The following is a 23,619-nucleotide window of genomic DNA, read 5'->3' on the forward strand; positions in this document are numbered from 1 at the left end:
AGAAGAGCAATCCCTCTCCCCCCATCCTCTTTTACTTAAGATCGCCTGAAGCATCTTCTAGCGAACTAATAAATTGATCCACATCCTGCTGTGTAACAAAGATATTAATCGCCTGGTTCACTTTTGTGACAAAGCCTTCAGGTGCAGCCGATCCGTGGGCAAGACTTGGAGCAAGACTAGCATTTTTAAAGTCTTCAATTGTTTCTTTCCCATACTCATCATAGTTCGAGAGATCGGCATCAACACGAGCTGGAATAGAGCCTTTTAATGGGTTGAACGCATCCTGTCCTTCAACAGAACCAAGAACAGATAAGAATTTCTTAACGTCTTCAGGATTTGAAACTCCCTTTGGTAGACCAAATGTATCTGTAATGACCATAAACATACCGTCTGTTCCAGGTGTTGCCACCCAACCAAAGTCTTCTTTCACCTTTAAGTTAAGGTCGTTCACAAAATAACCCTTTGCCCAGTCTCCCATAACGTTCATCGCCGCTTCTCCATCTGCAACAAGCTGGGAAGCATCCTGCCAATTTCGTGAGCTATGGTCTTCATTCACATAGCTGAGCATCTTCTTAAAGTTCTCAGCGGCTTCCTTTACTTTCGGATCACTAAACGACATTTCTCCAGTGAAAAGCTTTTTGTAATCATCTGCTCCAAGCGTTCCTAAGAGCGCAGTCTCAAACAAATGAGTTGCTGTCCAGGGCTCTTTGTCTCCAAGAGCAAGCGGCGTAACACCAGCTTCTTGTAATTGGTCAGCAGCAGCGAAGAATTCATCAAACGTCGCTGGCGGCTCGACACCGTTCTCTTCAAAAATGCTCGTGTTATACCAAAGAACATTTCCGCGATGAATATTCACAGGAACCGAATAGATATCTCCATCTTTACTAACAAGATCAATTAAATCTTCAGGAAACTTATCTCCCCAACCTTCGGATTCATACAGGTCGTTAAGCGTTTCCATTTTGTCAGCCGCAACCCATCCATCATTCAATTCAGAACCACCATGAACCTGGAACGTTGCTGGTGGATCATCACCCTGCATGCGACTTGCAAGCACGGCTTTCGCGTTCGTTCCTGCTCCGCCCGCAACTGCTGCGTTTTCTACTTCAATATCAGGGTATTCTTCTTTAAATAAGTCAATTAGCGCATTCAATCCATCCTCTTCACCAGCACCTGTCCACCAGCTAAAAATATCAAGCGTTTCTTCTTTACTAGCACTTCCTTCACTACTGCTATTCGTTTCCCCAGAGTTTGAACAAGCAGAAAGTGGTACAAGAGCGAGGACAAGAACGAGAATCCATCCCGTAAGTTTTTTCAACGTTCCCTTCATACAATCAATCCCCCCGTTTCTTTTATTACATTTACTTTATCAAATTGAATGGCTCCCAACCCATGTAAGCGCCTTCATATTTTTGTTGTTATCTTCACTTTTTTGTGGTCTTGCTCATAAGCTAGTACAGAACTACGAAAGAAAGGATCTCTTGATTAAAAGGAGAAGAGAGTTACTAAGAAATGTCCTAACGAGGTGAAAGAGAAATGATGTTTTCTGAAGTTAATCTGGACAATCTCTCAAGGCAACAAATTACTTCTTTCATGTTCGATAGCATTGTAGATGATGGAAAAGATGGAGAGTGCATTCTCGTTTTTGGTGCAAAAACGATCCATCGCGTTCAAAAAGCAGCCAGACTATATCATAACGAGCGCGCTCCAAAAATTTTAGTTTCCGGATCTGCAGCAAGATGGGGTAAAGAAGAAGAGTCAGAAGCCATTTGGATGAAAAACCACTTACTTAACTTTGGCGTACCCGAGGAAGATATTCTTCTCGAACTCGAAGCAGCGAATACGACAGAAAACGTCATTGCTTCACTTATGGTACTTCAACGCTCATTTGGGCTGAATCACATCAATAGACTTCTGATTGTGAGCTCCCCCTATCACATGAAAAGGTGTCACTTAACTCTCACCACCTATATGCCGGACTGGATCTCCTATACTCTCTGCCCCGATGACAGAGAATCTGGACAGGGAGACAACTGGTGGAAGAATGATAGAGAAAACGCTAGAGTCATGAAAGAACTTCACTCCATGCAGAAGTATATACAGAAAGGCATTTTGAAGGATCTACCATTCCAATAACAAAAAACCGCTAGTCGGTTTCTTTTTTTGTCATACGTGCAATTGTTCACGGTACTGAGATGGTGAAAAACCTGCTTTTCGTTTAAACACTCGACTAAAATAATTTGGGTCCTTATAACCAACATTGAAACAAATTTCTTTCAAGCTCTTTGAAGGATCAAGCATTTCTCGTTTCGCTGCTGTAATTCTAACTTCTGTAACATAATCTATAAACGTCATACCACTTTTGTCTTTAAATAATTTACTTACATAATAAGGACTAAGATCAACATGCTCAGCTGCTTCTTCGAGTGTTAGCTGCTCATGATAATGTGTGTGAATGTATTGCTTCACCTGTTCAAGACGATCTCCTCCATGAAGCGAACGCCATGTTTGCACACTCTCATTCAATTTCCGAAGCTTTGCTCTGGCTAGATTTCTTGCCTCATTTTCGCTTTCCGCTTGAATGTACTTGTAGGAAGTTAAGAAAATTCCGTTATTTTGTAAAATTCGTTCTGCAACAAGAAAGAGCTCGTTCACCTTTTGAACAAATATAGCAGGCTGTTCACCTGAGATCATACCAAGATACACTTCAAGTTCTTGCATCGCTTTGGTGAAATCACCATTATTAATGGCGTTGATCACGATAGACTCCTGCTCCTGAGTTCCGCTCTGGCGCGGTACGTTAGGAATCTTGCTTTCTTGATAAAAGGCATATGTGACCTCTCGTTGAAAGTCTAGTGTGTTTACAGCATGAAGCGCTTCGCGATAAGATTCAACAAATTGATCAGCTTTCTGATAAGGTCTGCCAACGCCGATACATACGACCTCTCGGAAATCCTGATAAAATTCATGAAGAAGTTGTCTTAACGTAGGCTGTAACTTCGCTTTTAATCGTTTATCCTTCTCCAGAAGATCTTCACTAAAAAGAAAGCAGGGTAAATACGTATCATCCCTCACTCCAATCATCGCCTCACCAGGCACGTTGGATTTCATTTTTTCTTTTACCCACTGAACCATTTCATTGACGATCGCTTTTCTTTCCTCAGGAAATTTAAAGATAACCGCATACCCAACTGTCGTCTGAAAGCCTAACAGCTCACTCCACTCTGAAGGACTAAACTCTGTGACGTGATCCATTAGGATCGCGTTCATCCACTCTCCTTCTAGAAGATGAACAGCTTTTGTCAGCTGTGCTTGTACATGATCTTGCTTCTCAGCTTCTACTCGTTCATTTTCAATTTCGGCTGAGAGACGGGTAATGGCGGAAAAGATCTCTTGCTTTCCCCCTGGCTTTAGTAAATACTCTTTCACTCCCTGCTTCATCACTTCGCGGGCATAGTCAAACGTATCGAACGCGGATAGCATGATAAATTTTATTTCGGGTTGATTTCTCTTTATCGTTTTCACTGCTTCTACCCCATCGATACCTGGCATTTTAATATCCATAAAGACAATCTCGGGCTGAAACTTTTCGGCAAATTCAATGGCTTCTCGTCCATTTTTCGCTTTCTGAATGGTGACTTGATCTCCATATTCTCTTTTAATCATCAATTCGACCGCTTCACGCTCTAACTGCTCGTCATCTACAACCATAATCCTAAGCAAGCTGTTCATCTCCTCTCATCTTCGTATAAGGTAAATTCAGACGAACGGTCGTACCTGAACCTTTTGTGGATTCCACCGTCATCGTGCCTGTTTCCTGATAGTATAATTCAATTCTTTTTTTTACATTTTGCATGCCAAGCCCCGTCGAATGTCCTTGTCTCTTCTCAGAAACCGATCGGCCGTCATTGAAGAGAAGCTGTGTTAGTCTTGCTTTATCAATTCCAACACCATTGTCTGCCACCTCCACAACAACATCATTTTGATCAGAATAGACCCGAATGACGATTTCTCCCCCTTCTTCATACGACTCCACTCCATGTATAAACGCATTTTCCACGATCGGCTGAAGCGTTAAGACAGGGATCATGCAATCAAGAACCTCTTCATCTGCCACTACGTTAAACGTAACCCTTTCACCAAATCGTGACTGCTGGATAAAGAAATATTCTCGAACAATATTCAGTTCTTCTTTTAATGTGACATCCTTCGCTAAATTTCCTAGATTGTAACGAAGAAGTGCGGCAACAGATTCAATGAGCTCACTCGTTTGATCCGCGCCTTCGATATAGGCACGTCTCGAAATCGTATTTAGCGTATTAAAAAGAAAATGTGGGTTGATCTGACTTTGAAGACTTTTGAGCTCCATTTCTTTCAACAGCTGATCTAACTCTGATTTCTGTTTTATCTCTTTAATTAATCCTCGGATGTTCTCTTGCATGCGATAAAAAGTATCCGCTAGTAGCTGTAGCTCATTTCTAGATCTCACAACTACTCTATTCGCCGTAAAGTCCCCTTTCGATAGCTTCTTAGCTGCTGCTGCAAGCTCGTGTATGGGCCTTGTGATACCTCTTGAGAACCAAAATGCCATCAACAAACTAAATAAAATCATCGAAACGAATAATGATATGCCCATCCACTGCAAATACGTACTCTTTTCCTCCATCTGGTTGTAAAACATGCGATAATCCGTTAGCTCAGAATTAATTAATGTTAGCGTCGTTTCTTGGATAAATGCTGAGATTTGGGCTGCTTCATTTAAATGACCTGAATATTGATTAATATCCTGTCGTTGAAAAGCTTGCACTGTAATATCACATTCAAGCAGGAAGCTTTCGATCATCTTTTCATAATTCGTGACGGTTTGATCGTTCGCTTCATTTTTTACCGAGCTAAGAAGCTCGTCTTTTTCTTCAGAGAGAATCTTTCTCTCCATGGCGTATGCTTCTAATTCTTTCTGTGTCCGTTCTGTTAGAAAGGTATTCATCGCCTCATACACTTTATTTGTTTGCTGTGATATTTCGTTCAGCACGATAAAGCGTTCAAAGCTCGTATGGTAATCATCAATAGTTCGTTGACTGCTATGAAACAAATAGAAAGCGACACCATTCATTAAAATGACGAGCATGGTAAAAAAGAGAATAAATTTGCCCTGGATTTTCATGGTAGTTTAATCCCTCCCGGCGTCGTTCTTTCTAGTTGCTTTAAGTCTTTTTTTCTCAATACTTCTGTCATCGTATGATGATACGTTGAAACATCCTTTCCTTCGATAATTTGTATCATTAATTCCACCGCGCTATATCCCATCTCATATGGCTTTTGTTCAACTGTTGCTTCTAACTTTCCATCTTTAAGTAGTTGCATCGTCTCAGGAAGTACATCAAAACCAATAACATAAACCTGGTCGGTCATCCCGATGCTTTCAAGAACCTGCACGATACCGATCGCATCAAGAGCGCTCGTCCCATAAAAAGCATTGATTTCAGGATGTGCTTTTATCATTTCGTACGTTTTCTCCGCTGCTTGTATTCGCGTAATTTGTGAGGCATCGATGGCAACAACATCGACGCGATCGCTATTTTTAATAGCATCTTTAAACCCTTCTACACGAAGCTTTTGATTCGCTGAATCAAACCTTCCCGTAATAATCCCAACCTTTACTTCGTCATTTGTATCTTTAAGAAGCGCCTGACCTGCGAGAAATCCAGCGTAATAATTATCTGTGCCTACATATGCCACACGCTTACTATCAGGAGCATCTGTGTCCACTGTGAGAAAAGGAATTCCTTTCTCTGTGACACTATTGATAATTGTCGCGGATACGTCTTGATTTAATCCCTGTGCCATAATGCCATCAGGTTTAGATGCCGCTGCCATCTCAATCGTTTTGATATGTTCTTCAAGGTTCGCTTGTTTTGGCCCTGTGTATTCAAGTGAAACATTGTAGTTTGTAGCCGCTTCCCGCGCTCCTTCCTCCACAAGTCGCCAGTAATCGTTATCGATCTCCTCCGTTACAAGAACGAAACGATAATCCGGTGCTTTATAGGAGGCAGAAGGGCGATCAGGCGTAATATTGAAAGCCCTTACAGAATAGAAGATAAAAAAAGAAAATGACAAAATCACTAAAAAACCCCCAACAACGTAAATCCAGCGTGCCATCGCTCAACCTCCTTTTTTTGATGGGGGTCAGGTACGTACCTGACCCCCTCAAAAGACACCTGTCCTCGCTCACGAGACTCTCTTACCTTTACGTCATTATATATCGTAGTAGCTTCATAGAATCAACTTGTTTTTCATATAAGATTAGCAGCAAAACAAAAAACTGCCTCTATAAACGGTTCTAAAACACGTTGATAGAAACAGCTTTTGTTCTTTAACGCCATTGCTTCCACTTTTCCATAAACTGTTGTTTTTTTAACTGAAGTAGTGTATTTCCTTCTTTATCTTTATTTTGCTTCTGCCATTCGTAGAAACTTGCAACAGTAATGAGTGTAGCTCCTGCGATTAATAGGTAGGCCCACCATGGCATATTCCCCCAATAAGGTCGCGTTTGCAGAAGAAGGTTCAAAAGAAGAACGCTACATCCGATGACAAAGTATGATTTAATGCGATAGTAAAAACCTGCAAGCACGGAACCAAGGGATAGCCCACCAGCTATGATCGCATCATATATTGTATTACTCATCAAAGCATCACCTACAAGAACTGCTGCTACGATTGAAAGAATGCTCCATTCTATGAAACTCATGATTTGCTTGCTTTGATTCCACGTACGCTTTGATAAATAAATCGTTAACGCAATCCATGGCAATACATAAACTTCTGTCACAATATACTTATTGATTTCAATGTGATGAAGGAGCGTGTAATAAGGGACTAATAATGACAGGGCAGTAATGCTTTTCATTACTTTTGCAGCCAAACCAGTCGGCACTCTCCTTACTTGAAGTGCGAAAAAAACAAAGATAAACAGTGCTCGTAACTCATCAGCCCAGAAAGAGTCGAATGTAAGCTCTTGATAAAGATTAAGTACGGTTAAAAGAGCTGTTACGGAGTACCAATCAATATGCTTTTCCTTCAGTTGCTTTACTCTAAAGGAATAGAGCCTTTTATGAATAAGGAAGCCCGCAGTTAACATCCCTACTGCCACTCCTACAAAAAGAAGCGTTCGCATCTCCATTGTCTCAACGGGGAGAAGAAATACCAGCGTTTGAACGAATAGGAGAGGGATAATCGTGATGATCTGCCAATCAGATTGGTGAATCAAGTAAAGCAGCAGAATCGCATAGAGTAGACCAACACTAAAAGGCACAGAACTGATTTCACTGTATTCGGTTATAAAAGGAAGAAATCCTAAGATAGCAAATGGAACCGCATACCACTTAATCCTCTCTTTCCACCTTCCACCAAGGAAAAACCAAAGCGCAAACATAATGATACTTGATGCAAATCCTGTATACGTGTATGCCTCACCGTCTAAATCAAAAGTATCAACTAACGCCATGTAGAGAAAAGGAAGAACGGTAAAACCTGCATAAAGAAACGTTCGAACCTCCCATTCGATTTTCCTTGTTAGAACGGAATAAGCATAAACGAAAAGGCCAACGATATATAAGACTGGCTCATTCCCCTGCTCTAAAATGGTATAAATGAGAGCGATCGGCAAATAGACATGTCCTAAATAAAAATAACTACGCTGTATAACAACGTCTTTTTTTCCAAGCGTGTCAGCAATCAGGATCAGCAGAACCGCCCCGATAATCCACTGAAACATTCCTTGAATAGGAAATGCTTCCGCAACAGAAAGATAAGCACCCAAAGTAAATACACTGATCACTGGCCATAACGTCTCTTCCTCTGTGCGCTTAAAGATCAGATAGAGTACGCCAATAGCTCCTACCAACAGTCCCGAGCGAACAAATAATTCCTCTACCGTCGCGCCGAACAAGAGAAGCAATGCCAATCCATAGAAGCTGACACCGGTCCAAAAAGCCATTTCCTCCAGGTCTTTTACATTCCTTTTTTGCCAAATAAAATGAGTACCGATAATGAGTAGCGCTGCAATCGCCGTATGGAATGGCGCACCCAAGCTATCTTCATAGAAATCATTTTTCGCCAATAAAGGATAAAGCGCCAACAGCGCAGTTCCCCATGAAATAGAATGCAGTAACGCTCCCGTTTGACGAAGCCATTTCCACTTCCCTTTTCGATAGATCGATAGATGAACAATTCCTAACATGAATAATAGTATACTTTCTAGCCACCATAGCTCGCTAAGAAGACCAAGCAATAGGGAGAGCATCATAGGACCTAAAGAAACGAAGAGCGATCCAGTTTGAATTCTTTTTGTCGCGCTCCATGTATTCAAATAATAGCCACCCACATATATCGTTACGCCAGTAAAAAACAAATGAAGCATCACTGTTTCAACCGATGGATTCGTATAAAGTAAACTTATCGCATACAGTCCTGCAGCAGCTAGAAATAGTGGAGCCAAAAAACCAAAAATTCGATAGCGTGATAGATTAGCAAGGTATATATAATTAAGACTAATGAGCAAGTAACCAAACACAAGCAGCCAGGACGGATCATCAAAGCGCAAAATCAAGCCTTTGTATGTGATAAAAAAGAATGCACATAGTGATACAGCACCACTTGTCAGTTGGAATGCTTTTCTCATATATGGATTTTGAAGACGATCCACCGACTGTAAGCCAATAAAAATAAAGCCGACAAGTGCGTATAACATAACGTCCGCAGCTTCAAGGAACGAGTGCTCAATAAGCTGATAAATGCCATACACAAGTAAGAACGTAAAGACAAAATGATATTCCTTTTGTTTTCCAATAAAAATCATAGAAAGATAAAGAAAAGCCGTCACGATCACATTAAAACTATAAAAAACGTCACTTTCATAAAAGAATAGTAGGAGCAGCGTTGAGAGAATAAGATTCCCCTGCGCATAGATAGGAAGTTCTTTCGTAAAAAGAGCGAAACTCTTTATATTTTTTGTTTGAGCATAGATTAGGAGCAACAGTCCATTAAAGATCACGATTCCAAGATAAAAGAGATCTACATGCGGGTTGAATACCTGGATAAAAAAGGCCGCACCGAAGCTTAACGTCACAAAAGAAAACCAAACAAATAAACGTGATTGTTGCCGATTTGCTTGCAGGAAATAGAGAGGCAAACAAACCAAAACACCAATAAGACCAAGCACTTCATTCCCATCGCCTCTCACAGATAACCAATCTCCAAAAAGTTGAAAATAACCTGCTGAAAATACGACGATAGGCAGAAATAGGCTTCCGAGAACTAAAAAGGAGAAGGCAGTCTTCTCAATGCGAAGCTTATGTCCACTGAGCCAGCTAATCCCAAAGAACACAGCCGCAATTCCGCCAATGAGCGCGGTCTTCATGATCGATGTCATCACATCCCACGTACTAGTGGCAAGTACCAGCGCACCAAGTAACAAGAACACCACACCAATAACCAGAATCCATGTTAAATTTCGATCTCTAAGCTCCTGTGTTGATTTCACTTTCTTTTCTTTTACAGGATTTGGCGCCTCTGACTTAGTTGGAACTATTTCTCGTGGGACAATTACTTCCTCATGCTTTTCCTCCGCTTCTATAGCCTCATCCATCATTTTTTGATACGCGTTCGAAACAGTACCGTATGTCTGCTCTGATATGTAATCTTTCACCCTGAGCTTTTGCAGCTCAGATTGAAATGCTTTTTCCCTCTCTTCCTCATTCATTTTTCACACCTCCAATGATTAACAACATTTTCCTAATTTGTTTCTTGCTCTTAGTTTACTCATACTCATTTCTTTCTTGCAATATGATTCCTTCTATTTTTCTGTTTATTCACAAAACAAAGCGATTGTCCATGTATGGTGGACAATCGCTTTGTTTTATCTTTGAGTGGGGTCAGGTACCGACCTGACCCCACAAATAACCTTTCTGTTCTAACAATTCCTCATGTGTGCCCTTCTCAATGATTTCACCATGATCGAGGGCGATAATTTGATCAGCTCGTTGAATCGTATTCAGGCGATGCGCGATAATGAAGCTCGTTCTACCTTCCATTAACGCCCAGAGCGCCTTTTGAATTTGAATTTCAGTTCGTGTGTCAATGCTGCTCGTGGCTTCATCGAGAATTAAAATCGCTGGATCGGCAAGCACCGCTCTTGCGATGGAGAGAAGCTGTCTTTGACCATGACTAATTCCCCCTCCATCCTGGTTCAATACAGTATCATATCCTTCTGATAACCTGGAAATAAACGTATGAGCATTAGCAACTTGAGCTGCTTTTTCTACTTCTTCATCGCTTGCATCCAGTCTCCCGTAGCGGATGTTTTCGCGAACCGTTCCGTTGAAAAGAAACGTGTCCTGAAGAACGAATCCCATATTTTGCCGCAAGCTTTCTCTTGTCACTTTCGTAACATCATGATCATCTACTTCAATCTTGCCACCATTCAGTTCATAGAAACGCATCAATAAGTTTACGATGGTGGTCTTTCCGGCACCAGTTGGCCCAATAATTGCGATCGATTCACCTGGCTTCGCTTCAAAAGAAATATTCTTAAGCGTCGAACCTTCTTTATCATAGCCAAATGAAACATTTCGAAACGCCACTTTTCCCTTTACCTGTTTCATTACTACTGCATTTTCCTCATCCGGACGCTCTTCTTTCTCATCCAAAATAGTAAAAACACGCTCTGCACCTGCAACCGCGGATAGTATCGTATTAAACTGATTTGCAAGATCGTTTAGCGGTCTCGTGAAAAGTCGAGAGTATTGGATAAAGGCTACAATCACACCGATCGAAACCATCCCTTTAATAGACAGCCAACCGCCTGCCGCTGCTATGAGTAAAAAACTTAAGTTATTTAACACGTTCATCAATTTAGGTATAAAACCAGAATAGGTCATCGCCCAGAATCCTGAAGTACGTAGCGCTTCATTTTTTTGATCTAACTGCTTTAGCACACGCTTTTCTTGAGAAAATGATTTGATAATTTGCTGTCCAGAGAGCGTCTCTTCAATAACACTGTTCATCTCACCTAGATTACGCTGCTGTTCTTTAAAATAATGTCCTGTTCGGTTCGTGATCCACTTCATTCCGAGAAACATAAGAGGAATGATAGTGAACGTAATTAAAGTAAGCAGCGGACTTAACCACAACATCAGCCCTACCGTACCAACAAGAGTGAGCACACTTGAAAAGATCTGGATCACAGAACTATTTAACGTTCGACTCACATTTTCTATGTCATTTGTTAATCGGCTCATTAGCTCTCCGTGCGTCTTCTTATCGAAGAATGGAATCGGCAAACGATGCAGGTGATGAAATAAATCTTTCCGCATTCGATAGACCGTTTCTTGTGCAATCCCAATCATCCAGTAGTTTTGGAGAAAGGTAGCTGCTGATTGTAATACGTACACCCCGACTAATAGTCCGAGAATGAGCAGTAATCCATTTAAATCAGCTGGTACAAGATATTCATCAATTGCAATGCTCGTTAGATAAGGCCCTAGAAGACTAAATCCTGAACTAAAAAGAACCATCACAATGACGAGGAAAAGCAATCCTTTTTGCATCGATAAATAGCGCCAGATGCGCGCAACAGTTCCCTTCAAATCATCTGGTCGCTTTCTCGCTTGTTTATTAGAGGGTTTGTTGTTTGAACTCATTGGACGCCTCCTCTCCGTACTGAGACACATAAATCTCACGATAAACGTCATTGTTCCGAAGAAGTTGCTCGTGAGTCCCTTCTCCAATAATTGCGCCATCTTCAAGCAAAATAATTTTATCCGCCTCTTTAATTGAACTGATTTTCTGAGCAATTAATAAAATCATGCTTTCACGATGCCTTAACGCTTTTTGTAACTCAGCTTCTGTTTTTAGATCAAGTGCACTTGTACTGTCGTCAAGAATAAGGATTTCCGGATTACGGATAAGGGCACGCGCAATCGATAAACGCTGTTTCTGCCCTCCAGAAAGGTTAATTCCTTTTTGTCCAAGTACCGTTTCATATTGATTAGGAAGCGTCTTAATAAACGAATGGATTTGGGCTGCTTTAGCCGCTTCTTCAACCTCTTTTGCGGTAGCATCTTCCTTTCCCCAGCGAATATTCTCAGCAATGGTGCCGCTGAATAACACAACTTCTTGAGGAACCACTCCCATACGGCTCCTTAATTCATCAATACCGATATCCGTCTCATCCTGTCCGTTGAACGTAATGTGACCTTCTACAGGTTCATACAATCTTGGAATAAGCTGAACCATGGATGACTTACCTGAACCTGTCGCACCCATGACACCAATGAATTGTCCTTTCTCTGCAGTGAAATTTATATCTCGCAGCACATCGTCCTCTGAATCGGGATAACGAAAGCTCACATGGTGAAACTGAAGTTTCTCTAACGCTAATGGCTGAACACCTGATGCTTCTTTGGAAGACGTATTTGTATCCAACACTTCCTCCATCCGATAGGCAGAAGCTCTTGCTCGTGAAAGAAGCATCAAAATAAACGAAAACATGGTTAGCGCTACTGTAATCCGTGTGCCATATGTAATGATGGCTGAAATTTCACCAACCTGAGCTGTTCCACCGACCACTTTCACTCCGCCAAACCAGATTACGGCAACAATTGCCACGTTCATAAGAATCAACAGTACCGGCGTAGCAAGTTCAATCAAGCGAAGAGATGTTACCGTTTGATTCATTAAATTCTCGTTCACTTTTTTAAACCTTTGTTGCTCATGCTTACTTCGAAGATAAGCTTTAATGAGTCTAACGCCAACTAGATTTTCTCTCATCACTCCATTAACTCGATCAAGTTTTTCCTGTACTGAGCTGAAAAGCGGAACTCCCTTTTTCATCACAAAATAAAGAAAGACAATGACTAAAGGAATCGCTGCTGTTAAAAGAAGGGCGAGCTGTACATCGACAACAAAGGCCATGATTACCCCACCAACCACAAGCAGCGGGGCTCGAACCATAATACGGAGTCCCATAAATACTACGAGCTGCACCTGATTCACATCATTCGTTAGTCTTGTTAAAAGAGATGAAGTGGGGAAGCGGTTAAAGTCAGCAAAAGCGAAAGACTGTACCTTTTCAAAGAGAGCTTTTCTGAGGTCAAAGCCGAAATGTTGACTAACGTATGAAGCAAGGTAAGTATTAACGATCGAAGCAATAAATGAGACAACCGTTAAAACAAGCATCCAGATCCCCAGTTCAGTAATGACACTAAGGTTTTCCTTCGCAATACCGTTATCAATAATATCCGCCATAAATAGCGGTAGCCAAAGTTCAACGGCTAATTCAACAAGCATTAAAAGGGCCGCTACAATCGCCGCCACCTTGTATGGTTTAATAAAGGATAGTACTTTTTGCATGGCATCCTCCCTCATCCTACATCCTTTTTCTTAATTTTATATTATACAGGATATTTAGGGCCTCGAACAAAAATGAGCTTTTTCATAATCCCTACGAATATTCATCGGAAATAATAAAGGCCAGCTCACTTTCGAGCTGGCTTAGAACTATGCTTTATTACTTTTAGAAACAATCATTTCAAGATCGCCTTCTAGCTTACAATCTTTCATTGTGGCAGGGATGATTAGATGGTCTCCCTGCTTAACAGAGTGAGAGGTTTCTGAAGATATAATCATGCCTTCTCCACTCAGCACACTAACAAGTAAATAAGGATGATCTTGCGAAAGAGAATATTCTCCATCAAGTTCCCATTTATAAACCGTGAAATATTCCGATGATACAAGCTCAACCTGGTTTAATCCTTCTTCTTCCGTTACGACAGGTGAGAACGGCGGATCTTCATGCGGAATCGTGGATACATCAACCGAGCGTTCAATATGAAGCTCACGTGTGTTTCCATTTACGTCTGTACGATCATAGTCGTACACGCGATAAGTTGTGTCAGAGCTTTGCTGAGTCTCAAGAATCATCGTTCCGGCACCGATTGCGTGAATGGTTCCGCTTGGTACAAAATAAAATTCACCTGGCTCAATCGGAACACGACGTAGTAAACTGTCCCATTCACCCTTTGCAATCATTTCTTCAAAAGACTCTTTTGACTGTGCATGATGGCCAAAGATCAGTTCTGAACCTGGATCACAATCAATAATATACCAGCACTCGGTTTTCCCATAGGCTTCACCTTCTACTTCTCTTGCATATGTATCACCAGGGTGAACCTGAACAGAAAGATCACGATCGGCATCCAGAATTTTAATCAAAAGTGGAAAATGCTCTCCGTCTTCATTCCCGAACAATTCACGATGACTATCCCAAACTTCATTTAACTTCTTTCCTGCAAGCGGACCATTTCTTACCTCACTTGGCCCATTCTGATGAGCTGAAATTCCCCAGCATTCTCCAGTCGTTTCTGTTGGAATCGTATAGCCGAATACATCTCTCAGTTTTGTGCCGCCCCAAAGACGATCCTTAAATTCTGGCGTTAGAAAAAGTGGTTCATGTTGGTACATACTATGTGCCCCCTAATTTTCTTTATATTTTTCATTTTCAAAATTCTGCCGGCCATGCATAGCGGCACCAATTATCCCAGCCTTATCATGCAGATGTACTGGTTCAATCTCTATTTTCCCACGTAGTCCTTCGTATACATAAGAATCTACTTTTTCTTTAAGAAGTGGTAGAATCATATCCTTTGCCTGCATCACGCCACCGCCAAGTATAATAACAGATGGATCAATAGAATGAACGATGTTCGCAATGCCTATCGCTAGTGCATCCATAGCTTCGTCAATAATAGCAACAGCTTCCTCATTTTCTTGTTCCGCAAGCTCAAAAACTTCTTCAGCACCATCCGAAATTTCAAGTCGTGCCTTACCTTCTCTTGCAATCGACGTCCCAGAAGCAAGTGCTTCAAGAGATCCTGCGTTCATGTTGGCATGCTTTTGACCTCCAGGCTTAATTATCATATTACCGACCTCAGCACTGTAGCCATGCTCGCCTTGAATAAGGCGATTATTTTGAACGTAACCCCCACCGATCCCCGTACTTACAGTTATGTAAAATGAGCTTTCGCGACCCTTTCCTCCTCCATACAATGCTTCACCAAGAGCAGCAGCGTCAGCATCATTCACAAGATACGTAGGGATACCAATCGCTTCCTCTACCATTACTGTAATCGGAACATCTTGCCAACCTGGAAGATTAGGCGGTGATACAACAACTCCATCAAAAGGATTAAGCGGCCCGGGTGAACCAATCCCAATAGATACAGCTGAATACGCTTTTTTTACTTCTTTTATTAGTTCAACCATTCTAGTTATAATCGATTCGTAACCTAAGCTTGCCTCTGTAGGTATTTGTTTTACTTGTAGTATTCGTCCGCTCTCGTCTACGAGACCGACGCGGAGATTTGTACCGCCAAGGTCAACTCCTATATATACATTTTCCAACATCCTACCTCCCAAACTTTCTTTTCTATATATTATCACGAATTTTCACTTTATAAGAAACGAAACAGAGATTACGATAGAATCTCCAATTTTAGATATGAAAGAACTAGAATGAAGACAAAGTTATAAGATGGCTATATCAATGATCCAAGCATTAAGAAATCAACAATATTAACGCACCTATTCTAACAGATTGGAAATCAATATATTATTTCAGAAAATTCTTCCTAATCATCCAAACCTCTGCTAAACTATTAATAAAACTACACAAATCGGGTGACTCAATGGTTTTTGACGGCATTTTATTATCTATTCTTGTCGGGTACTTACGCAAAGGCAGCTTAAAAGGCTTTGCTTTTCTTTCCTTTAAAGCAGGTTGGATCTTCCCCCTGTTACTTCTTATTGAAATTGGCATTTTCACATTCCAATCTTCCTATTCCTGGCTCGGCACGCTGAGCGCACCACTCTTTATGGTTATTTATATTGTAGGACTCATTTTTCTTTGGTTAAATCGTAAAATGAACATCGGCATTATGCTTCTTTTCATAGGAGTGCTCCTTAACTTTATCGTAATGGCGATCAATGGAGGGCGAATGCCGGTATCACTTGAAGCGGCAAACATACTTGATCCCGCATATGCAGAAGCCATCAAAAATGGTCTCTATGGAAAACATGCAGTCCTAACCGACAGTACTGCCTTTGGGTTTCTCGGTGACATCATTCCTATTACTGATCCTTATCCAAAAGATCAAGTCATTAGTATTGGCGACATCATTATGAACATTGGTATTTTTATTTTCATCCAGCGCGTTATGGTTAAGTCCAAACATCCAGAAGACCTCATCAAATCACCTGCGCCTCAAAAAGGAATATGAAGGGAGGTGACGTTCATGGAACGTAAAGAGGGCATTAAGCTAACAGGCATCCTTGTGAATATCGCTATCATTACTACTGCTGTTATCGCACTAACTTCTGGATTTAAATTGGTTTAATCAAGATGGAGAGGCATTGCTTCTCCTAAAAAACTAAATTTAAATGAGAGTGATCGAGACATGAAGGGCATATTTCAGAAATTCACTAATGTTGTAAGCGTGTATATTACACTGGCATCTATCACAGGGATTTCTTTATTTCTCACTCAGTACTTCTTGACATATACACCTCTTAACTGGAGTCTGGCCTTCACGTTTGTAGCGGCAATTTTACTATTGAATCACTATACAATTCTATTGCCACCAAGCGGCAATTCCCTATCAATGGATTCAGCGATCTATTTGGCAGTCCTATTTGTATTTGGTATTCATATGGCGCTAACCATCTTGTTACTAACCTCGATCATCTATGCTCTTTATAAAAAAAGCGTTGTTTGGTGGAAGCATTTATTTAATTTCTCTATTTATAGCATCATGATTATTGGAACGTATGAAGCTTTCTTTCTATTTGGTGGAACTATCGGAACACTATCATTTTTTAATGTAACTTCGTATATGCTTTCGCTTAGCGTTTATTTTCTGCTGAACGTGTTATTCATTGGGTTTTTCTTTGTTTTAACCGCCACCGAGAATCTTCTTCAAATTGTTAAAGGAATGTTAAAGGAAACCATCTCAAGTTATTTAATCACGTTAATTCTTTCCTTGAATCTTGTCCTACTCATGAAGCAGCAAATTATACTTGGCGTTCTATTATTTCTAACTGTAGCCGTGCTACTCTCCATTTCCTTCAAACAATATTTTGAGCTCTATCAAGAAGTATCCCAAAAAGCGGACATTGATCATCTAACAGAACTATACAATCATGGCTATTTCAAATCTCTTATGGAAGAAGAAATCAAAACAGCAAAACTAGCAAATCAGCCTCTATCAATCGGTTTGATCGACCTTGATGACTTCAAGAAATACAATGATCAGCACGGGCACCTTCAAGGAGATAAGCTTCTTAAACACTTCGGAGCAGAATTGAAAAAGAGTGCGAGCGACGCGTTTACAGCTGCTCGCTATGGAGGAGAAGAGTTTGCACTGCTAATGCCTGGTAAGACGGAACTCGAAGCCTATCAATTCATCAATCATTTTCGAAAAGACATCAATGATCAATATTTCGAAGGAGTCGAAGTGCTTCCACACGGCTGTCTCTCGTTTTCTGCAGGAATCATCCAATACAACCAGGACATGTACGATTCCTCAGAAGTCCTTGAAAAAGCCGATCAAGCGATGTACTATGCCAAGACTAAAGGAAAGAACAACGTTTGTATTTTTGACGCTGATAATGTACCTGCTAAAACCTTTTATAATAACAAAGAAATGGAATTATTGGAGCAGCAGCTAAAAATCTTTCTTTATAAAGATGTGTACACGTACAAACATAGCAGAAGAGTTTATGAATATGCGATTGAGTTCAGCAACAAGCTTAACTTGAATAGCAATGATCAGAAAATACTTGTCATGGGAGCACTCATTCATGACATCGGAAAGCTTGAGATTCCTCGTGACGTTATCAACAAAAAAGGAAAGCTTACGAAGGATGAGTGGGAGATGGTTCAGAAACATGTCATTTGGGGGAGGGAAATTGTATCAACAAACCGCGAGCTAGCTGATCTTCTTCCACTCGTTGAACTTCATCACGAACGTTATGACGGGAAAGGCTATCCGTACGGATTAAGCGGACAAGAAATCCCTCGACTTGTTCGCATGTTAACAATTATCGATTCCTTTGATGCCATGACGACTGAGCGCCCCTATCAAAAAACAAAGTCAATTAGTGAAGCGATAGACGAATTACAAAAATGTGCTGAAACGCAGTTTGATCCCGAACTTGTTCATGCGTTTATTGAGGTGATTCATTCAAGTCCACTGCACAAGCATTCAATTGAACAACCAAACAAAATCAGCATTTAAAAAAGCGAATGTGGCCGCATTCGCTTTTTTGTTTCCGTTAGAAACGCTTCACATTTTATTTTCGCTACCATAACGGCTCATTATGATCAGTTACTTCAAAAAAATATGGAAGAATGAAGACCGTACCAACCGCCATCACGACTTCGATTGGGATAATGACTGAAATGGGAACTTGGAATGCGATCATTGGTAACCATAGAAGCGCAACAATACTTGGAATAACAGATAAGTTATTCCTTGCCCGACGTGTTAAATACTGTTCCCTATCACAATAGGGACAGACAACAGCTTTTTTAAACGAAAACAACATAAGGAACGATTCTTTCCACGTCCACTCCGAATGACATTGCTGACAAGTTGTCATTTTTATGACCCCCATACTACTTATACGAACTCAACGTCATGAGAGTTTCAAAATTCTGTTAATCTCCTTCTAAATCCGATAAAGCATGAATCATAATCTTAATGGCGTCTCGTATGCTAGTGAACGGAAAACCAGTATGTGCTGAATGATGGAGCGTCATCTCGAATGTAGGTGGAACATGAACGAATCCTGCTGGGATATCGATGTCTTTTTGTTCAAGTGCATACAAAACGCTATACATCACGTTGTTACATAAATAAGTTCCAGCTGTATTGGATATTTCTGCAGGTATACCATTTTGTACAAGTGCCTCAGTCATCTTTTTAATAGGAAGAGTTGAGAAATAAGCTGCCGGTCCACCTTCCACGATTGGCTGATCTTCCGGCGCACGCCCCACATTATCTTCTACACTATCATTCACATTAATTGCAATTCGCTCAGGCGTTACTTTTGTTCGGTCAGCGGCAAGTCCAAGCATGATCACAGCAATCGGTTCACATTGTTCAACATACTCAATCAGCATTTCTGATGCTCGCTCATAATCAACAGGAAGAACACGTGAGATAATTTCATAGCCTCCTATCACTTCCTCATCCAATTCCTTGACGATTTGCTCAGTTGGATTATGACGATGTTCAAGAAAAGGCTCAAAACCAGTCAACAATAGCGGTCTCATTCTCTTCTCCCCTTTCGCTTAATAACAAATTACTCCAAATAATCTGAACACTTATCTTTCTATTACCTCTTTCAAACCGGTTTAACCTTCAAATTATAGTCATTTTTTACCACCTTTTCATTTTCTTCACAAGCGTTGAATGATCAATCCTTAATTCCTTAGCTGCAGAACGAAGAGATGGATGTTGTTGAATCGTATCTAATATGATTCTCTTTTCAAAACTTCCTACTCGCTCTTTCAATGAAAGTGGTTCGCTCCCTTTTATACGATAATCCGTAATATGGACTGGTAAATGATGCGGTTCAATAGAGATGGTAGGAACAGATACGACAAGGCTTTCAATCATATTTTTCAGTTCTCGAACGTTTCCAGGCCAGCGATAAGTAAGCAAGGCGCTACGTGTTTCCTTAGTCATCCGTTTTTCAATATGATATTTCGAACAGAAATAAGAAAAGAAATGATCTACCAATACTTCAATATCATGGACACGATCAGCTAACGGAGGAATAGAAATCTCAATAACTTGAAGCCTGTAATAAAAATCTTCGCGAAATGAACCTTTCTCGATTTCTTCTAACAACTGTTTATTTGTAGCAGAGATGATCCGAATATCAAGTTTAATCGGTTTATTTCCACCAATCCGATAAAACTCGCTCTCTTGTAAAACTCTGAGAAGTTTCACTTGGAGTGAAACAGGCATCTCCCCTACTTCATCAAGCATAACCGTCCCACCCTGGGCCAATTCGAGCAAACCGATTTTTCCTTCCTTACGCGCTCCAGTGAACGCGCCTGACTCATAACCAAATAACTCTGATTCTAATAAATGTTCAGGGATAGCTCCACAGTTCACTTTAATAAAAGGCTTGTCCTTCCGATCACTTTCATAGTGAATTAAATTAGCCACAACTTCTTTACCTACGCCTGATTCTCCAGTTAATAATATGCTTGTAGGGTATGGAGCTACCTGTTGTACTTTCTCGTAAATGAGGCCCATTTCTTTACTTCGAAAAACAACCTTGTCAGCTACCCCTTTCAATTGAAGGGAATACCTATTTTGATTCAACTCGGAGAAAGTTTTGGCACGATCAAGCTCAGAGCGCAAACCGTTTAATTGTGTGATATCTCTTACGCTTGTTACCACCAATTCGATCTCGTGATTCTCATCAAAAACCGGACTTCCCGTCACGATAACGTCCTTCTTACCCCCGATTTTTTGTAGAATGGACACCCGCTCTTTTTCTTTTAGTACAAGCAAAGAAACGGACTGATCGATATACCCTTCTTGCATTAAATCTTTCATATGTCGCCCAATTAATTCAGAGCGCGGAAAGCCGGTCATTTCTTCATATGCTGAGTTAACGTAAATCGTCGTTCCCTCTTTATCCACAACATATAATCCGTCTGTCGAAAACTCAATAATTGATTCAAACTGTCGCAGCAAATCGCGGTAGTGTTTCACTTCCGTAATATCCTGAATGATACTAATGACGCCAATAAGCTCTTCGTCCTGATATAGAGGCGTTCGATTGACAACACATTCACGATCAAACAGATGCAGACGTTCACCTATTAAACTATGCTCGTTTTCAAGTACTTCGCTGATTCTTGAATTTGGAACGAAAGCACGAATAGTTGCCCCTTTCCAATGCTGTACACGAAGAAGGTCTTCAGCTGATCCATTCATGTAAATAATTCGTTCTTCTCGATCTATCATAACAACCCCATTGTGTAAGGAAGAAAAGACCTCTTCCCAACCAGTTGTTTTGGCTACATTCAGCATAAAACCCACCTTTCAAATGGTGAAATTTATCAACTTATGGTGAACTACGTCACCACTTTATATTCAATCTATTCAGACAAATACCTGCCTACTGGTGAAAAAAATCACCTAACAATTGATGATTTGTCTAAAAAGGCTATGTTGTCAGCTTTTAAAAGTTGGCACCAAACTTGCATCACTAAAAGTCGTAAGGAAAGAGCTAACTGTGCTATCTGAACGCACCCACACCAGACCATTACTTAAGAAAGAAGTATTCCAAAGATCATCTGTATGGTCTCAATACCCTTAGCGTTAAAAAGCTAGCGTCTCAGCCCTTGAATGAAATTTTTCACAATTTATACCAACATAATAGGAGGAATATGAATGAACATTATTAACAAACACCCGAAATTGTACGTAATGGATAATGGGCGTATGAGTATGGATAAAAACTGGATGATTGCGATGCACAATCCCGCTACGATTACGAATCCCAATGCCCAAACTGAATTTGTTGAATTCCCTATTTACACAGTTCTAATCGATCACCCGGCCGGCAAGATCCTTTTTGATACAGCTTGTAATCCAAATTCGATGGGACCAGAAGGCCGTTGGACAGAAGCGACACAGCAAACTTTCCCCTATAAAGCTAGTGAGGAATGCTACCTTCATAACCGCCTGGAGCAGCTGAATGTACGTCCTGAAGACATTAAATTCGTTGTCGCTTCTCATCTCCACCTTGACCATGCAGGATGTCTTGAGATGTTTACGAACGCTACCATTATTGTTCATGAAGATGAATTGAACGGAACCCTTCAGTCCTATGCGCGTAATCAGAAAGAAGGCGCCTATATTTGGGGGGATATTGATGCATGGATTAAAAACAATCTTCAGTGGCAAACCATTAAGCGAAATGAAGACAATGTGCAACTTGCAGAAGGTATTAAAGTATTAAACTTTGGCAGTGGACACGCCTGGGGAATGATTGGTCTGCATATTCAGATGCCGGAAACCGGTGGAATCATTCTCGCCTCAGATGCCGTCTATACAGCCGAAAGTTTTGGGCCACCTATCAAACCACCTGGCATTATCTATGATTCTCTCGGCTACGCAGCATCAGTAGAAAAAATCCGACGACTCGCAAAGGAAACGAATAGTCAGGTATGGTTCGGTCATGACTCAAACCAGTTTAATAATTTCCGTAAATCAACAGAAGGCTACTACGAATAAAAGGAGGATTTGAATGACTTTTTCCAAACTCGTCTTCACCCCACTAAGCTACACTGGCTGGGGATCACTTGCACAGCTCTTACCTGAAGTTGAAAAGTATGCTGTAAAGCGAATTTTGGTCGTAACTGACCCTGTATTAAATGATATCGGTATCGTAGATCGCGTCAGCATTCCTTTAAAAGAGGCCGGATATTCAGTCGATATATATACTGATATACAGCCAGAGCCACCGCTTGCCATCGGCGAAAGACTCGTCAACTATACGAAAGAAAATGCATTTGACCTCGTTATAGGACTCGGAGGAGGAAGTGCGCTAGATCTCGCGAAATTAACAGCTGTTCTGTCAGTACATGAAGGTTCTGTTTCTGACTACCTCAACTTATCAGGAAGCAGACAGATAACCGATAAAGGTTTGCCAAAAATATTAATTCCAACAACTGCCGGTACCGGGTCAGAGGTTACAAATATATCTGTTCTTTCACTCGAAAGCACAAAAGATGTCGTCACACACGACTATCTTCTAGCTGATGCAGCCATCGTTGATCCCGAGTTAACCGTTTCCGTTCCAGCAAAAGTGACCGCAGCAACCGGTGTCGATGCGCTTACCCATGCGATTGAGGCTTATGTCTCGATTAACGCTAGCCCGACAACGGATGGCCTCGCTCTCCAAGCAATTAGGTTAATTAGTCGCTCGATCAGACGTGCTGTTTCGGATGGAGAAGACCGCGAAGCACGAATCGATATGAGTAACGGAAGTTATATCGCTGGCCTTGCCTTTTTTAATGCTGGCGTAGCAGGAGTTCATGCTCTTGCCTATCCTCTTGGCGGGCAATTTCATATCGCTCATGGTGATTCCAATGCCGTTCTTCTTCCTTACGTGATGGGATATATTCGAAAAAGTTGTACGAAACGAATGGGAGATATTCTGAATGCACTTGGCGGTAACTCACAATTCCTTTCAGAAGAAGAAGCCTCGTATGAGTGCGTACGAATGCTAGAAAGACTCGTTCAAGACGTTGGCATCCCCAGTACTCTTGGTGGATTCGAAATTCCAGCTAACGCCCTGGAGTCCTTAACAGAAGATGGCCTGAAACAAAAAAGACTGCTTGCAAGAAGCCCTCTTCCTCTTCATAAGGATGATATTCGCGCAATCTATCAATCAGCATTTAAGGGAGAAATTGTTGAAGCATCCCCTACTACTATTCAACATCCATAAAGTCATTCAATTATAAAGCCCGCT

At 40.9% G+C, this 23,619-nt stretch carries 17 protein-coding genes; 5 read left to right on the plus strand and 12 right to left on the minus strand.

The features are described 5' to 3' along the window. Positions 1–31: 31 nt before the first annotated feature. Positions 32–1,330, minus strand: a complete 1,299-nt coding sequence (locus tag AC0VYV_RS19145; protein ID WP_475365889.1) for an ABC transporter substrate-binding protein — start codon at positions 1,328–1,330, stop codon at positions 32–34. A 206-nt stretch (positions 1,331–1,536) separates the two neighbouring features. Here AC0VYV_RS19145 and AC0VYV_RS19150 point away from each other — a divergent pair, with 206 nt between their 5' ends. Continuing rightward, complete coding sequence (locus AC0VYV_RS19150) at positions 1,537–2,136, plus strand: YdcF family protein (RefSeq protein WP_475372941.1); 600 nt, start codon at positions 1,537–1,539, stop codon at positions 2,134–2,136. A 30-nt stretch (positions 2,137–2,166) separates the two neighbouring features. On the opposite strand, the gene AC0VYV_RS19155 is transcribed toward AC0VYV_RS19150, so the two are convergent. From AC0VYV_RS19155 to AC0VYV_RS19190, 8 genes are all read right to left on the minus strand, one after another. After that, complete coding sequence (locus AC0VYV_RS19155; protein WP_475365891.1) at positions 2,167–3,723, minus strand: response regulator; 1,557 nt, start codon at positions 3,721–3,723, stop codon at positions 2,167–2,169. Further along, positions 3,716–5,164, minus strand: coding sequence for a sensor histidine kinase (locus AC0VYV_RS19160; RefSeq protein WP_430245774.1), 1,449 nt, complete (start codon positions 5,162–5,164; stop codon positions 3,716–3,718). Before AC0VYV_RS19160 ends, AC0VYV_RS19155 begins: the two co-directional genes overlap by 8 nt. After that, positions 5,161–6,159, minus strand: coding sequence for a sugar-binding protein (locus AC0VYV_RS19165; protein WP_475374121.1), 999 nt, complete (start codon positions 6,157–6,159; stop codon positions 5,161–5,163). Before AC0VYV_RS19165 ends, AC0VYV_RS19160 begins: the two co-directional genes overlap by 4 nt. A gap of 214 nt (positions 6,160–6,373) precedes the next feature. Beyond that, positions 6,374–9,760 carry a hypothetical protein gene (locus tag AC0VYV_RS19170; protein ID WP_475374122.1) on the minus strand — a complete coding sequence of 1,129 codons (3,387 nt, stop codon included), beginning with the start codon at positions 9,758–9,760 and terminating at the stop codon, positions 6,374–6,376. A gap of 172 nt (positions 9,761–9,932) precedes the next feature. Next, entirely contained in the window at positions 9,933–11,699 is a 1,767-nt protein-coding gene (locus tag AC0VYV_RS19175; protein ID WP_475374123.1) for an ABC transporter ATP-binding protein, read from the minus strand. Continuing rightward, positions 11,674–13,410, minus strand: coding sequence for an ABC transporter ATP-binding protein (locus tag AC0VYV_RS19180; RefSeq protein ID WP_475365895.1), 1,737 nt, complete (start codon positions 13,408–13,410; stop codon positions 11,674–11,676). Before AC0VYV_RS19180 ends, AC0VYV_RS19175 begins: the two co-directional genes overlap by 26 nt. Before the next feature lie 147 nt (positions 13,411–13,557). Beyond that, a complete protein-coding gene (manA, locus tag AC0VYV_RS19185) occupies positions 13,558–14,520 on the minus strand; it encodes a mannose-6-phosphate isomerase, class I (RefSeq protein ID WP_475372946.1) in 963 nt (320 codons plus the stop codon). Positions 14,521–14,532: 12 nt separating this feature from the next. Beyond that, positions 14,533–15,459 carry an ROK family protein gene (locus AC0VYV_RS19190; protein ID WP_475374124.1) on the minus strand — a complete coding sequence of 309 codons (927 nt, stop codon included), beginning with the start codon at positions 15,457–15,459 and terminating at the stop codon, positions 14,533–14,535. Positions 15,460–15,743: 284 nt separating this feature from the next. On the opposite strand from AC0VYV_RS19190, the gene AC0VYV_RS19195 reads away from it, so the two are divergent. Then, positions 15,744–16,334, plus strand: a complete 591-nt coding sequence (locus AC0VYV_RS19195; protein WP_430243444.1) for a DUF5317 domain-containing protein — start codon at positions 15,744–15,746, stop codon at positions 16,332–16,334. 177 nt (positions 16,335–16,511) lie between these two features. Further along, entirely contained in the window at positions 16,512–18,350 is a 1,839-nt protein-coding gene (locus tag AC0VYV_RS19200) for a diguanylate cyclase (protein WP_475374125.1), read from the plus strand. Positions 18,351–18,414: 64 nt separating this feature from the next. Here the strand turns inward: AC0VYV_RS19200 and AC0VYV_RS19205 are convergent, their stop codons facing one another. The 3 genes from AC0VYV_RS19205 to AC0VYV_RS19215 form a co-directional block, all read right to left on the minus strand. Beyond that, positions 18,415–18,714, minus strand: a complete 300-nt coding sequence (locus AC0VYV_RS19205) for a TIGR04104 family putative zinc finger protein (RefSeq protein ID WP_475367998.1) — start codon at positions 18,712–18,714, stop codon at positions 18,415–18,417. A gap of 58 nt (positions 18,715–18,772) precedes the next feature. Beyond that, positions 18,773–19,390 (minus strand): pyroglutamyl-peptidase I, encoded by a 618-nt coding sequence (gene pcp / locus AC0VYV_RS19210; RefSeq protein WP_194218684.1) that lies wholly within the window; start codon positions 19,388–19,390, stop codon positions 18,773–18,775. A gap of 106 nt (positions 19,391–19,496) precedes the next feature. Continuing rightward, positions 19,497–21,170 carry a sigma-54 interaction domain-containing protein gene (locus AC0VYV_RS19215; protein WP_430243437.1) on the minus strand — a complete coding sequence of 558 codons (1,674 nt, stop codon included), beginning with the start codon at positions 21,168–21,170 and terminating at the stop codon, positions 19,497–19,499. A 363-nt stretch (positions 21,171–21,533) separates the two neighbouring features. Here AC0VYV_RS19215 and ahlS point away from each other — a divergent pair, with 363 nt between their 5' ends. Together ahlS and AC0VYV_RS19225 are read left to right on the plus strand one after the other, a co-directional pair. Then, positions 21,534–22,379 carry an AhlS family quorum-quenching N-acyl homoserine lactonase gene (gene ahlS / locus AC0VYV_RS19220; protein WP_194218682.1) on the plus strand — a complete coding sequence of 282 codons (846 nt, stop codon included), beginning with the start codon at positions 21,534–21,536 and terminating at the stop codon, positions 22,377–22,379. A 13-nt stretch (positions 22,380–22,392) separates the two neighbouring features. Beyond that, on the plus strand, positions 22,393–23,595 hold the full coding sequence (locus tag AC0VYV_RS19225) for an iron-containing alcohol dehydrogenase (RefSeq protein WP_475374126.1): 1,203 nt from the start codon (positions 22,393–22,395) through the stop codon (positions 23,593–23,595). Positions 23,596–23,619 lie beyond the last annotated feature (24 nt).

This window comes from Anaerobacillus sp. QJM3NY_17, assembly GCF_056173665.1.

What these genes read in the sequence shown, in the direction of transcription:
- AC0VYV_RS19145 (WP_475365889.1), bottom strand. Translation starts at nt 1,330, where the DNA reads ATGAAGGGAACGTTGAAAAAACTTACGGGATGGATTCTCGTTCTTGTC.
- AC0VYV_RS19150 (WP_475372941.1), top strand. Translation starts at nt 1,537, where the DNA reads ATGATGTTTTCTGAAGTTAATCTGGACAATCTCTCAAGGCAACAAATT.
- AC0VYV_RS19160 (WP_430245774.1), bottom strand. Translation starts at nt 5,164, where the DNA reads ATGAAAATCCAGGGCAAATTTATTCTCTTTTTTACCATGCTCGTCATT.
- AC0VYV_RS19165 (WP_475374121.1), bottom strand. Translation starts at nt 6,159, where the DNA reads ATGGCACGCTGGATTTACGTTGTTGGGGGTTTTTTAGTGATTTTGTCA.
- AC0VYV_RS19170 (WP_475374122.1), bottom strand. Translation starts at nt 9,760, where the DNA reads ATGAATGAGGAAGAGAGGGAAAAAGCATTTCAATCTGAGCTGCAAAAG.
- AC0VYV_RS19175 (WP_475374123.1), bottom strand. Translation starts at nt 11,699, where the DNA reads ATGAGTTCAAACAACAAACCCTCTAATAAACAAGCGAGAAAGCGACCA.
- AC0VYV_RS19180 (WP_475365895.1), bottom strand. Translation starts at nt 13,410, where the DNA reads ATGCAAAAAGTACTATCCTTTATTAAACCATACAAGGTGGCGGCGATT.
- manA (WP_475372946.1), bottom strand. Translation starts at nt 14,520, where the DNA reads ATGTACCAACATGAACCACTTTTTCTAACGCCAGAATTTAAGGATCGT.
- AC0VYV_RS19195 (WP_430243444.1), top strand. Translation starts at nt 15,744, where the DNA reads ATGGTTTTTGACGGCATTTTATTATCTATTCTTGTCGGGTACTTACGC.
- AC0VYV_RS19200 (WP_475374125.1), top strand. Translation starts at nt 16,512, where the DNA reads ATGAAGGGCATATTTCAGAAATTCACTAATGTTGTAAGCGTGTATATT.
- AC0VYV_RS19205 (WP_475367998.1), bottom strand. Translation starts at nt 18,714, where the DNA reads ATGACAACTTGTCAGCAATGTCATTCGGAGTGGACGTGGAAAGAATCG.
- pcp (WP_194218684.1), bottom strand. Translation starts at nt 19,390, where the DNA reads ATGAGACCGCTATTGTTGACTGGTTTTGAGCCTTTTCTTGAACATCGT.
- AC0VYV_RS19215 (WP_430243437.1), bottom strand. Translation starts at nt 21,170, where the DNA reads ATGCTGAATGTAGCCAAAACAACTGGTTGGGAAGAGGTCTTTTCTTCC.
- ahlS (WP_194218682.1), top strand. Translation starts at nt 21,534, where the DNA reads ATGAACATTATTAACAAACACCCGAAATTGTACGTAATGGATAATGGG.
- AC0VYV_RS19225 (WP_475374126.1), top strand. Translation starts at nt 22,393, where the DNA reads ATGACTTTTTCCAAACTCGTCTTCACCCCACTAAGCTACACTGGCTGG.